Here is a 13,585-nt window from a genome sequence, read left to right as displayed (position 1 = left end):
CCACTAATAAGCCTTCCCAACAGATCCTTCTACGAAGCCTATACAATCACGCATAATTTTTCCTACTTAAGAAAACCAATACCAGATCAAGTAGCAGTTTTTGATGGTTACTTTAGTAGTCAAGTCCAGCGTCAGCACGAAGACGGAGCAAACACCCAAAGCCAAAGAAACCGTCGAGTAAGATGTTAAGACAAATGGAAAAAAGATATGAAATGAATAAAATGGCTCTTTATGCCGACACAAAAAACAGCATACTCTAGAAAGGCTCACAATGTTAGAAACAGGTTACTATTGAATCTGCCTGTACAGACTAGTGATTACCTCAACCCGCATTACCTGAATTAGCTATTTACACTGACAGGGTGAATTGATCAGCCCCCTGAAAGGGTCAAGTGAAAATATCCAGGGGGTGAAGTGTCAAATGGGATTAATTGCTGGAAACATAAAAGTAACCAAATGTTGGGTACCCTCCTGAGTGGCACGTATCAGCCAAGTAAAAATTAACCTTCTTTTTTGCATGAAAAGCAGCCATCAACTGAGCTAAAGTCTCTTGCCCATTTACTGCATCACTACTCCAACGAACAGAATTCTTTGAACATTCTTCCGGCCCTACCACCTCATCAATTGTTACATAACAAGTTGAATCATTAAGGTGGCAGCCCATCCTTATAATCTCTTTTTCACCTGACATATCAGCGAGAGTTGAAGCTGAATAGCCCACTCCAAGGATAGAGACTAAGAAACCAATGAAAAAATCCTTCTTAAACATATCTGTACCAAAATTTAGCAATTTGTTATACACGGACATCGTGTTGAATAGCAACCATTGTAAGATGGCCGCCAGCCATCAACTTATTAAGCACTATCGATTTTTACAAATATTCTTTAAAAAGTACACAACTACAACAGGGGAATTGGGGCTTATTTACTACTTAAACTGAACAATTAAAAGAGGACAAATAAAGCTAACATCAGCCTCTAGCCCAACTTTTACTATCTATACAGTTAAGACCGCTACTAAATCCCTTTTTAGTCATATAATTTTATTTGCAACATGGAGAGGGTAGTTTCATGTTTAAATTACCTACTTTTTTATTAAATCAATCACGACGAAAAACAGCACGCTCGTACTTAATCATAAGCCACAACACTTCCCTAAATGTCATTTCTATACCGGTATCACTCTCCTGAATCCTCCCTAAGTACCGTGTGTTATTGCCCACTCCCTTCGGCTCCCATCATTTGATGAAAGAGAGTAATTCATAAAACTTCAAGGAAGCTATAGAGATATGCTACGTCCACCCTTTCAAATACCAGAAAGCACAAGTTTTAAACGCTAACAACGTCATTTCTCTCATACACCAAGTAGTAATTCTTGTCTAGGTGGCAACCGTTTAAAATTTAATCGCCACCCAAATAGAATAGCGTATATTATCCTATATGAAATACTAATCGACTTACATGATTTGCATAAACAAACCATTAAATTAAACACCTTTTGTATATTTCATCTAAGGAACCTCTTATCAATGGAGCATTTTTCTAGAATTAAGCTGAATTGTTTTAAAAAACTCACTTTTCTATGCAAATACGCTTAATTTCCGCGCAATAGCTCCCTAATTTTTTACCTGAAAACCCCGGTAGGCGAATTTCAGACACACCCCCTAAGCGGCCAAGTATTCTCTCCCTATTAGTAAGTTGGTAAAACCTGCTAGCAAGCACAGCCGCTCAGTATTTTTTAACAGTCCCCGATAGCGGACCTTGTCATAACCAAATACCCGTTTAGTATAGCGAAAGGGGTGCTCTACCTTCGCTCTTATCTGTGCCTTGATCTTTTCTACCTTACGGAGCACATCACGCCCTGGAAGAGTTTTTAGCTTGCTCGGCTTCATTGCTATGTGCCAATCCATCTCCCGCACCTTCAACTCTTCACGCTTCTCCGCACCAATGTGCCCAGAATCACCCCAGACTCTTCCTTCTTCCCCGTGGGGGACTCGCTCTGCGGCTGTGACATCATGTGAGCTCGCTGCTGTTGTTTCTACGCGATGTATTACTCCGAGCACGTCTTCAACCCCGATATACATCTTCATTCCAAAGTGCCGCTGATTGCCTTTCTTTGTTTGATGCATTTCTGAATCACGCTCTTTCTTTTTATTCATAGTTGAAGTTAGCGTAGAGATAGTAGCGGCATCTACAATGGTGCCTTCACGCAGTCCCACGCCATTTTCAGCAAGATGTTTATTGATTTCATCAAATAGGGCTGTACCTAGCTGATTCAGCTCCAGTAAGTGGCGAAAGTTAAGAATCATTATTTCGTCGGGAATTGGGCCGCTCAAAGTCAATCCAGAAAAATTACGCATAGATTCAATCTCATATAACACATCTTCCATGGAAGGGTCACTTAAATTGTAAAACAACTGCATGCAATGAATACGGAGTATGATACTCAATGAATATAGTTGTCGGCCACGTTTGTCTCGGGGATTACAAGGAGTGATCTGAGTTTCTAGTCACTGCCACGGGATGAGGGCTTCCATTTGAGAAAGAAATTTTTCCCGACGAGTTATACGGCGCTTTAGATTGTATTCTGCTTCAGCAAAGGTGACTTGGTGCATAATCTATCGTAGCCTTGACGGATAACTGAATACTACCAAATTGGCTCGGAATTATTCAGAGGTTCCCTAGGTTTAATACCCAAATCAACGATTCTAGAAACCTCATCAGTAGAAGCTCTATGATCCTCATCATCCCTTTTACCTGGAGCTGTGTATTCCGAATCACTCCACATTCTCATCACATACTTTGCATCTTTAACTTGCTTGGGGGTAAAGGATAATATCTGCTTATCTTTAGCTCCTGGCTGCCTCTGAACTTGAACAAGGCGTTCAGATAAATCATAAGTGAGACTCAAATCTAAAGAATCTATAATACGCTGCACAAACCCAATGTAATTTCCCCCGAAACACGCTCACATACTCGAAATGCATGACCGTCATTCGATGCATAGCGAGCAATATTAAAACTAAAACTTAAAAAGTGCTTATCTGTAAGTGCAGTATGCCAGCTAACTTTATCAAGCTTATTTCGCAAAGGCTGACTTTCAGAGTACAACCAACTCTTATTAGCCTGCTTTATCTATTGGCAATTAACAGGCCCCAAATAGTTGGGCCATCGATATTGAGTCAAATCAAATGGGTCGCTTTTTAAACCTGGATCAAAGTTATGAAGGTCTCTCAATTCATATCGGCGATATGCTTCTTTTGTCAGTACTCTCGCATCAAATAAACTTTCATTAACTGGAAGATCCTCTATTGAAGTAACAGCAACTACTAGGCCAACTTTACCGCCATCCCCCCCTATAATGGGCAGCCCCTTAAACCCCCAACTCTTAGATACGTAACATCTGGAAATTTGACTTTATCGTCCAAGTTATCACTCGAACGGTATGAAATTGGGCAAAAAATATTAGCCTTATAAATATCAAATTCCCCAGTCTCTGCCTCCCATTTTTGAGCAGAGGGAAATGGATCCGCTGGAGGGGGGGCATGAAAGAAAGTTTAGAGCCGGATAGTGTTTTCTCTATCCTTCTCGCACTACGGAAGTTTGGCCCACGAGAAAAAATATCTTTCAAAAAATTCATATGAAACCTATTTTTTGACCACACTTTTCTTTAACAATTACTTCAAGGGCATAGTTGACCCACTATAATATTGTTTATTTAAGCTTGGAATACTTGCTAACATTGTATTGGCTATAGCGGCCGCTAGAATCCCAAACAATGCTTTTGCACCTGCAAAAGAAAGATTCGAAGCAGCCTCTACAGTAGCAAAAGCTACAACATTCGAATCAGCTCTTTTATAGATTTTTACAGCAGAATCAAAAGCACCTACAAGTTTATTGGCTAACTCTTCTCTTGCTCGCGACTTGCACAGCTCACTTACCTCCATTGCTTCCTTTCCAAGTCCTAATTCAAAGCCATCAAAAATCTGGGCAACACCTGACGTGGCTTTATACCAGGTTGAACCTGTAGTGGTCTAATACTTCCAGACACTTCGCTAAGATAGTAAAACTACCAAGCGGGGTGAAATATGACAAAAGAAGGTGCACATCGGCAGTTCAAGCCGGAATTAAAGAAAGACGCCGTAGCCCTAGTCTCTGAGCAAGGGTACTCGATTTCTAAGTCCGTAGAGACTGTAGGAACCACTCCCAACAACCGGCGACGCGGGATGCCCGCGAGTGAGCGGAATTGGGTCGGTTGCGACACGAAATCAAGCAATTGCGGATGGAGAAAGAAACCCTAAAGAAGGCCTTGAAATTGGGTGTTACCGAGTGCGTAGGCTCATTAACAAGCTAGGTTTGGCAGTAAAACGCAAGAAGCGATTTATGTTGACGACAGAGAACAAACACCAGCTTCCGATTGCAGATAATCTTCTGAATAGGGAATTCTCATCAAGTGTTAAAAATCAATTTTGGACGACTGATTTTACGTATATCTGGATTGTGCAGGGCCGGTTGTACTTGGCGGTAGTGATTGATCTTTATTCGCGTCGGATTGTTGGTTGGCATCTAGGTCGCCAGATGGAGACTGCCTTGGTAAGCCATGCGTTGCTGATGGCTACCAATTTGCGTACACCGCCAAAAGGCTTTTTACATCACTCTGATCAAGGTAGTCAGTATGCCAGTTATACTTACCAAGCACTGTTCAAGCAGCATGGGATGGCATACTCAATGAGCCGCAATGGAAATTGTTGGGACAACGCGCCAGCTGAACGTTTTTTAGTGGCCTGAAATGGGAGTGGTTAACGGGAAATCCCATGCAGCAAGGGAGTATGCCATAATCGATATGAGAGCCTATATTACTTATTACAACTCACGCAGAATACATACAACTCTGGGCCCCTATCGAATTTGAGAAATGTGCTTAAAGAGGTGTTCGGTTGGACTTGACCACAACACCGACGTATGGACAACTCTTAAGGTCTCTCACTACATAATCTACATGTACTCCGGCGCCCTTTAACATAGGGTGGCCAACAGACATTGAGCAGAGCATTTCCCAACAATACCGACATATTTGTCCCGGTGGTGGGTATTCGGATACAGGGGGGGCAGCAATACCAAGTCATTTCTGCAAAGACATCCATACCGTGGGTCTTAGCTCAACGCCCCCTAAGCTGCAGCCATTCATAGTCGTCCGCAACGTAATAACAACCGGCAACGATGCTTACTGGAGCGCGACACTACATGCCAAAGCTGTTCTCCCGGCTGGTGTCGACCTCAGCACTCAACTATGATCCTGCCATGTCAGCTAGAAAGTCCAGCCCGCCATGACCATGTCGACATTGTTTCGCTCCGCCGACCACCGTAATGATGGCGGGCGCCTGCCTTCTTTTTCTCGGCGGACTCTTAATCGGTATTCCTGTCAGCGCTCCGGGTGCGTCGATCATCGGCATGGCACACACGCTCGGTCTACTCGAAACCGTGTTCATGCTCGCTTTCGTCATGCTCCGGCCGTCTCTCCGGTTCAACTCGTACAACGCCTGGTTTTTTTGCGGAGTAACGATAGCCTGCTTCTATTGCAACTTTGCAGGTGTCTCCCTGACGATACTGACCGGCGCCGGCCAATATCTAACGCCATGGAGTACGTATCTCGGCAACACGCCATCGCCGGCGAACACGGTGGTCGCCTCTTAACTTAATGTCAGCGCACTCGCGCTAGTGCTTCCGTTCATGCTGTTCTCCGGCTGGATCGACAAGACGTGCCAGAGCGACTGGCTTCAGACCGTTATAGCCATCGTCGCGACACTGGCAACGATCGCGCTTGTGGCCCTCACAGTGGTGACGTCCTGAGCCGGGCCCAACCGCACAACACTTTCCGCTCGGATAGCGGTCGATTGATCCCTCCCTTCAACAACGGACACACCAATGAGCAACTGGTTTTTCCTCAACGGCTGTTCCCCACTCACGCCCAAGAATCAGCAGGAAGCTAGCAGGTTGACCATAAAGCGACAAACTGGCGAAAACCCAAGAACTGATACGAATGACTTGATTACAGTATTAGGAGTGAAGGGAAAGCAAGTAAAGTTAGGCATCCACGCCCCCCATATCTTTACCAGCTCACAGTAAAGAGATCTTTGTATGTGAGCCTAGCTACCTACCCCACGAACGTACCAATAAAAAATTTAGCGGTTAGCATAAATTAAGGGACAAGCCAATCTTCTAGAAGATACAAAAAAGACATAAACCTATCAAATAAAACCTATTTTTCTTTATCTTGTTTTCAAAACAACAAAAGCTAAGTCCATAAAAAAACTCCTTGACTCTCTCCCTCATTCAAAACCAGTATAGGTCCTGTCTATTTTGACATTTAAGAAAAAACAAAATTTTTTACACTATAGAGCCAAATCAACATGAAAATTTCAAAGTTATGTTTACTACTTCCCGCTCTGGCAATTTCCGCTCTATCAACTGCTGAGGAGAACCCCTTCTATTTTGGGGTTGGTTACGGCCAGCAAGATTTCGAGGGAAAAAGTAACCTATCTGTAGATTTTATTGATGGGGAACGATTTAAAGATCAATCCAATTCAATTGATATCTATGCTGGCTATCAGATAAACCCGTATTTTTCTGTCGAAGCTGGATATAGTCACTATGACAAGGCAGCCGATACTTACACCTATAACCTCGCGTCAATAAATGACAAATCTATCGATAGCCTCGATGAAAACCCATTAAGCAACAACTACGAAGAAATACAAGTAGATAGCGCACAACTTAATGCCGTATTTCATTACCCTATACTCGACAGAGCTACCATGAGCGCCTACCTCGGACTTGCCTATACCAGTATTGATAGCGAGCTCAGATTCCCACCGGGAACTGTTTCTATATATCCCGAAATAGTCACCCGATCCAGCGACAAAGACTATGACCTGGCCTACGGCCTCGGCGTGAAATATGATTTTACCGATCGCTTCGCAGGCAAACTACAGTGGAAGAACATTGATAACGGCACCCTCGAAATAAGTGGGTTGCACCTGTCACTAGAGACCCGCTTCTAAGTTGCTGAACAAAAGGGGCTTCTAAACAAGCAGTCACCAAACAAGTACTCGCACCTTTGTGGGGCCCCTTCCCTACATTAGAGTCACCATTACAATGCGCTCGCATCTGCGGCCCATTCCAGCATAGCTCTGTGGAAATTCCAGGCGTATAGCGCCAGTTCCTATTATAGTGACGCCTTGGCGAAGATTATCCCAATAGCAACAGTTCCGGACACCCACCAAATAGAGTGTTGGCATTGCTTCAGTAGAGCAGCGTGCACTATTCAATCTGGATTACAAAGCCGATTACTGGATGCTATACGCCAGTGCTACCTGGGTTGGCTCCCGGGACTTGGATGAATTTGCTTCCGAAGGTTTCAATCAGTTGGGCGACTCCACTTTAAAAAGCACAAGCGCAGACGCCTATTGGACAATAGATCTTAAATTAACCTTTGACGTCACTGAAAACCTGAGCCTGTATCTGGGCGGAAACAACCTGACAGATTACACCCAGGTTGAGGAAGGTGAGAGCCCTTTATTCTGGAATGCCAGTGGTGCCTATGACGCAGCCTTTATCTACGGCCCGCTACGAGGGCGTGATTATCACCAGGGCTTCGACTGGAACCTATAATGTGTAGTAGTTCAGACTTGATCTGACAGTTACTGGTCTTTCAGGAGGTACTCTGTCAGGTCAAGTCTGAACTACTACAGCTGATAAGCTCCACCTGAGACTCAATGTCTACAAAATAAGCACAAAGACATGTGCAAACCAGTTCTAGCACCTGAATCTATTGATGCCTACAGCATTAACTTATTGACCGATTTATCTGATACAACAAGCAAATAGATTGAAAAAATAATTACAGTTCAATTTTTGCCCGCTACATATTTGAAGGCCGAAGCTTCTCAATTATTGGTTTGTCATTGTCACTCCCCCTATTCTCGCCTAACCCCTATCAGCTCAACCCAAATAAATTAACATTCACTTAAAGAATAGATAGAGACTAGACCATCGAAAGTGCAATAAATTTACTTTGCAATAGTCTATGCTGCTATGAGACAAACCTCCTCAAACAATGCGGTTTTTCAGCCCCCCAGAAAACCTTCCTGCTCCAATACAATTTAGGCAAGCTAATGAGGCTAGTGTGTATTTTTCGTTTTCATTAATCCGTGGAGCCCTCTGTATTTAGCACATAAACTTCAAGCTTTTATACCGCCCTTCATGCTTTATTTTCTTTGACAGCCATCACATTGTCACAAAACACCAAAAATGACTTCATTTTTTGACCCACTACTCAAGCAACTATTGATTAATGGAAACGTAAATTTTATTAAAACATGTTAATTCATGTATGGCATGGAACCCATGTCCACGTGAAAGGTCTGTCTTATTAGCAATTTTTAACGGGCAATTATTTATTTACTAACTGAATTTTTTGATCCTGGTGACAAGGAAAGAATGGCCGACATCCTCAAACACCAACTTATTTCACAGTATTCACCAGGAAATTGAACTTAATATTCCAGTCGTTCTAAATAAATCGACGAGAATAATGTAAACCAGGAGTAACCTTATGCTTTTAAGAAAAAAAAGCGCGCTTGCGACAATGTTGCTGATACCTTTCAGCTTACAAGTACACGCTCACGGCTGGTCTGAATTTCCAAAAGCCAGGCAAAAAATTTGCTATGATCAAGGCAATATCTGGTCTGGAACACCATCCAATCCAGGCTGTGCCCTGGCAAAATCCATTTCTGGATCTTATCCTTTCCAACAACACAACGAATTCTCCATTAACATCCCTGACTACAATAATTCTGCCGCTGTAAAAAGTGCCATTCCTGATGGAACTCTTTGCTATGCAAATGACTCGCAGAAAAAAGGAATGGGAGCAGCAACTGATGCCTGGACCCGTGTAGAAGTCAATGCGGGAACATTCGAATACGTATTCCAGGCAACAGCGCCACACAACCCATCTTTTTGGGAGTTTTACCTTACGAAGGCGGAAGCAGACCTGTCACAACCACTGGCATGGGATGACCTTGAGCTTATCCAGGAGGAAGGGGACGTACCTGTCGTCAATGGTCAATATCGCATGAATGTCACCATTCCAGAAGACAGGGTAGGTAATGCAATTTTATTTGTACGTTGGCAGCGAGTAGACCCAGTTGGTGAAGGCTTCTACAACTGTAGTGATATCACTATTGTAAATACTGATGTTGAACCGCCTAGCGAACCTGATCCCGGCACCACACAGCCGCACCTGATTCAAGGCAACACCTTTATTCCAGAAGACAATAGTATAGATTCGGTTAATGTGGGGGACACCGTCAATTATACGGTATTCAATAAAAATGGTGAGGAACACTCATCATTTTCGCTGGCAATTACCGAGGATAATAAGAATGACTGGGACAGGCTTTTAGCTTCTCAAGTCACCGGCTGGTACCAATCAAACCACAATGGAAATGTTTTTATTGGTCGCTGGCATGAAGAAATGAATCATTACATGTACTTCCAGGGTGATTTACATGGTAACTACTTCAACTCCAAAGACTCACGTGCCTCCGGTCAATTCACTATTACAAGCAACGGAAGTGAATTAATCGCCACTATCACACCTAAGGTTTTAAAACCGCTTGATATAGCTAGAGTAGAGCATGGGGATTTAGTGGTACTTTCATCGGGAGAAAGTGTCGGAAATATCAATAATACGGAATGGTCACAGGTAAGTGGGAGCCCTGCTGAAACCGCAACCGGGCCCAGTGGTGCACTGGTTATCGACACGTCAAGCTTAACAAATGAACAGCATGAATTAAGTTTCAAGTTAACCGTAAGCGGTGACTCTACTGTTGATGACGAGATCTACTCATTTACTGTTGAACCATCAACTACCACAGATCCCACAGATCCCACAGATCCCACAGATCCCACAGATCCCACAGATCCCACAGATCCCACAGATCCCACAGATCCCACAGATCCCACAGATCCCACAGATCCCACAGATCCCAGTATTCAAGCTTGGGATAGCAACGAAATCTACACCGCAGGTGATATCGTTAGCCACAATGGTGAAACATGGACTGCCGGATGGTGGACAAGGGGCGAGGAGCCGGGTACAACCGGCCAATGGGGTGTTTGGCGTTAAGTTAAAGGTCACCAACCAAAACAAGTAGCTAGTAGAAAATTATCTGCTAGCGCTTATCTGAAAGGCCTCAATAATCCTGAGACCTTTCATTATAAAAGCTCACCCCAAAAGAGTTACCTTTCAACTGGATCAACATTTGGAGATTGTGGACTGGAGTAGTCGACATTTAGATCCCAGAAAGCGCGGCGCCTTTACTGAGAATACTCCCCTATTCTCCAGCAGCTGGAAATTCCATCAAAATACTGATCAATCTCAATCGAAATTTTGAAAGCCACTATAAAGATAACGTAAGCGTTGAAGAGGCTGTGCGACATGCTTGCAGCGAGCGCGATAAGCGCTGGGTACACAGCATAAGGACTGTCGGCACAACCTTTCTCCAGCGCCCTGCTAACTCCACTCCGTCACCACCATCATTACTTCCAGCTTTCACCTAAAACCACAATTTTTAATCCAAATCTGAATTCTTGATACTTTCATTACACCTTAGAAAACTAACAGACTGGGAGAGCATCTGCTTCACCGCCAGCGCCTCTAGCACCACTCTTCAATCTGTTGGCATGCTGGTTTTCTGATGCACCGAATCAGGAAAGGATTGGTTATATCTAGCGGTAGTGATCGACCTATATAGTTGGCTAGTTATTGGTTGGGTAACGTCGAAAACGGGTGGCTAACTTATGACGCTTTTCAAATGACTATATGGAGATGTAAGAAGCCTACGAATGTTCTCCTGCATACTGACAGGAGAAGTCAGTATTGCTCTAGGAATTATCAACCTTTAATTACAGCGTATGATCTGCGGTACAGTATGAGCGCCAAGGGTAATTACTACAATAACGCCTTTGCAGGTACCTTTTTCCACTCACTTAATGCAGAGCTAATCCATGGTATCCACTGTTGATGGCTAGGATCAAAAATTGCCACTTTCAAATAGTAATACCTGCTATCTCTTGCACTTCTAGCTGCCTATCAAACCCTCTACAGCTCAACTCAATAAAGATCGAAAACACTTCTCACCGAAGACAAAGTTGCATGTATATTTTACAGCAACCTCTGTTAGAGCCAAATAAACCTTACTTTCTGCCAAATCACTATTCTACTTATTTCTAGGTAAGATGGAAAATGGTAATGACTACCCATTCCTATTATTTCTTACATACAAATCAGAACTCTCGGTAGAATATTTCAAGTATCTCTGTGTATTTTTTAGAAAAATCTTAACCCTCTTATTCAGGCAATATTCACATAGATAATTTAGAATTACTTTTCTAGCGAAAACATTAATTTAAATGCTAGAAGGTTAACCTTTGTTGTTAATGGGGAAGTATGTATGAAAGTGAATTCTCAAAAATTAATTATATGCCTTGCAGTTACTGCTCTGCTCTCTGGATGCGGAGGTAGTTCTGGAAGTGACAAGTCAGCGAACAGTAATTCTGAAAGCGAACCAGTTAGTGGAGGTGGGAGTGGCTCTGGAAATGGGACAGGGAATGGTTCCGGGAGTGGATCTGGAGATGGAGATGGAGATGGAGATGGAGATGGAGATGGAATTACCACTACACCTCCAACGGACGACCCCGATGCTGGCAGCTCGCGCTTCACAGTTAGCTTTACACCTTTAAGCGGCAGTACTATTGGTAAAGATAAGGAAATCTATTTAGATTTTAGCGAATCTATTCTGATCGACAACATTGTCATATCTGGAAGCATGGGAGAGGCTGGTGAACTTTCTCAACTCGATGAAGATACGCTTATATTACATCCCAGAGGAGACTGGACCAACTCTTCGAACTACTCCCTAACAGTTAACGCCACAGATGATTCCGGCTATGATATCGAAGCGCTAACTGCCACCTACTATATTGATACGCTCTCCCCTTCCATTACTAGCTTCGAGCCAGATATCACTCGCCTGGAAAAAGATGACACGATCAATGTCCTCTTCTCTGAGACCATGGATATCGAGAGTCTTGCCCTATCTGGTACTCTCGTAGAAGATGACTATACAATCAACTGGTCAAAAACAAATATACCCAATGATACCTTAACGATTAGTTCTGTAGATGGCTGGAAATCAGCTCAAGATCGTAGCATTCAGATTGATATAGACGATCTTGTAGGGATTCCAATGATCACTTATGAGAATAGCTTTACTGTTCCCTTTTACTTTGAGAATTTTGATCCCGCACAGGTCGTTATAGGGCAAGATAGCTTCTCCAGCACAGATTTGGGAATAAATGCTAAAAATTTTGCCTTTCAGCCATCCGGTGATGTCAGTATCGATGATGAGGGGAAACTATTTATATCAGATACTTCGTCCAATCGCGTCTTAGTTTTCAATTCAATTCCTATTACAAATGGCTCACCTGCAAATGCAGTAATAGGCAAGGACGGACTGGACACTCTGGCCTTATCAAACCCGGAACAGGAATTATTCGGTCCCTCAGACATTAGTTTTGATGGAGAGCACCTGCTAATTTCTCAATACCGGGAAAGGCATATTTCTATTTACGATAGTGTGGTATCCGGAGCAGGGGCAGCGCCTACACTGACTTTAAATATTGGAGATTATGACATCTCCCCCTGTAGAAGCCTGGGACTTTGGATTAACTGGGGAGCCACCGTTACTGATGGCAAAATATTGGTTACTGATGCAGCTAATTCCAGGGTGTTAATATGGAGCCAAATTCCTGAAAGTAGTTATACCTCCCCGGATCTCCTTGTTGGTCAGTCAGGGTTAGAAAACTGTGATCCAAACGATGTAGACCAAAGTGGTATATCATATCAACTATCAGCAAGCACCCTATACGATCCAACAGATGTTTGGAGTGACGGAGAAAAACTGGCCATTATTGACAATGGAAATAACCGAATTCTTCTTTGGAATAATTTTCCTACCAGCAGTTTTGCGCCTGCTGATATTGTTCTCGGACAACCCTCATTCAGCGAAAGGAATATTGAACTACCCGATGTGGACGGTACTGAATGGCCAGTAAATAGTAAGACCCTAAATCGTCCAGAAACTGGCATCTGGTCAAATGGCATTCAACTCTTTGTTGCCGACGCGAAGAACAATAGAGTTTTAGTCTGGAATAATTGGCCAACCAGCAATTTCGCCCCAGCAGACACAGTGCTTGGACAAGCTGACTTTGTAAGCTTCAAGCCAAATGATGCCAACCAAAACGGTATTCGCTATCCTGATGAACCTGAATCACCTACTGCTTCGACTTTAAAGGAACCAACAGGAATTTTTGGATATAAAGACAACTTATTTGTTACTGACTCTGGAAATCATCGAATTCTGATCTTTAAATCTAGATAAAAACATCGCTTAACAAATGGCTGTATAATCCGTAAGGGATATATACAGCCATTTTCAATGTATACCTTAATAGCTAACTC

10 protein-coding genes and 2 pseudogenes are annotated in these 13,585 nt (G+C 43.1%); 8 read left to right on the top strand and 4 right to left on the bottom strand.

Going from position 1 to position 13,585, the window contains the following annotated elements:
• Positions 1–427: 427 nt before the first annotated feature.
• The 4 genes and pseudogenes from ACJJI5_RS10085 to ACJJI5_RS10070 all read right to left on the bottom strand — a co-directional run bounded on the left by ACJJI5_RS10085 (position 428) and on the right by ACJJI5_RS10070 (position 3,947).
• Positions 428–769: a hypothetical protein gene (locus tag ACJJI5_RS10085; RefSeq protein ID WP_445356167.1), complete on the bottom strand. Its 342-nt coding sequence runs from the start codon at positions 767–769 to the stop codon at positions 428–430.
• Positions 770–1,664: 895 nt separating this feature from the next.
• Positions 1,665–2,615: pseudogene (locus ACJJI5_RS10080) on the bottom strand (IS5 family transposase).
• A gap of 32 nt (positions 2,616–2,647) precedes the next feature.
• Positions 2,648–2,938: a hypothetical protein gene (locus ACJJI5_RS10075; protein ID WP_444896849.1), complete on the bottom strand. Its 291-nt coding sequence runs from the start codon at positions 2,936–2,938 to the stop codon at positions 2,648–2,650.
• Between the two features lie 739 nt (positions 2,939–3,677).
• Complete coding sequence (locus tag ACJJI5_RS10070; RefSeq protein WP_444896848.1) at positions 3,678–3,947, bottom strand: hypothetical protein; 270 nt, start codon at positions 3,945–3,947, stop codon at positions 3,678–3,680.
• 289 nt (positions 3,948–4,236) lie between these two features.
• On the opposite strand from ACJJI5_RS10070, the gene ACJJI5_RS10065 reads away from it, so the two are divergent.
• The 8 genes and pseudogenes from ACJJI5_RS10065 (at position 4,237) to ACJJI5_RS10030 (ending at position 13,505) form a co-directional block, all read left to right on the top strand.
• Positions 4,237–4,788, top strand: coding sequence for an IS3 family transposase (locus ACJJI5_RS10065; protein ID WP_444896847.1), 552 nt, complete (start codon positions 4,237–4,239; stop codon positions 4,786–4,788).
• Between the two features lie 579 nt (positions 4,789–5,367).
• Positions 5,368–5,694, top strand: coding sequence for a hypothetical protein (locus ACJJI5_RS10060; protein WP_444896846.1), 327 nt, complete (start codon positions 5,368–5,370; stop codon positions 5,692–5,694).
• A 65-nt stretch (positions 5,695–5,759) separates the two neighbouring features.
• Positions 5,760–5,990, top strand: a complete 231-nt coding sequence (locus tag ACJJI5_RS10055; protein WP_444896845.1) for a hypothetical protein — start codon at positions 5,760–5,762, stop codon at positions 5,988–5,990.
• Between the two features lie 420 nt (positions 5,991–6,410).
• Positions 6,411–7,061, top strand: a complete 651-nt coding sequence (locus ACJJI5_RS10050; RefSeq protein WP_444896844.1) for a porin family protein — start codon at positions 6,411–6,413, stop codon at positions 7,059–7,061.
• 292 nt (positions 7,062–7,353) lie between these two features.
• Entirely contained in the window at positions 7,354–7,671 is a 318-nt protein-coding gene (locus ACJJI5_RS10045; RefSeq protein ID WP_444896843.1) for a hypothetical protein, read from the top strand.
• Positions 7,672–8,614: 943 nt separating this feature from the next.
• Positions 8,615–10,189 (top strand): lytic polysaccharide monooxygenase, encoded by a 1,575-nt coding sequence (locus ACJJI5_RS10040; protein WP_445356166.1) that lies wholly within the window; start codon positions 8,615–8,617, stop codon positions 10,187–10,189.
• Between the two features lie 593 nt (positions 10,190–10,782).
• Positions 10,783–11,075: pseudogene (locus tag ACJJI5_RS10035) on the top strand (DDE-type integrase/transposase/recombinase); the annotation flags it as partial.
• A 441-nt stretch (positions 11,076–11,516) separates the two neighbouring features.
• Positions 11,517–13,505 carry an NHL repeat-containing protein gene (locus ACJJI5_RS10030; RefSeq protein WP_445356165.1) on the top strand — a complete coding sequence of 663 codons (1,989 nt, stop codon included), beginning with the start codon at positions 11,517–11,519 and terminating at the stop codon, positions 13,503–13,505.
• Positions 13,506–13,585: the final 80 nt, after the last annotated feature.

This window comes from Microbulbifer maximicatervae (SeqCode) (assembly GCF_052467955.1).
This window is presented reverse-complemented; position numbering and strand designations above follow the sequence as displayed.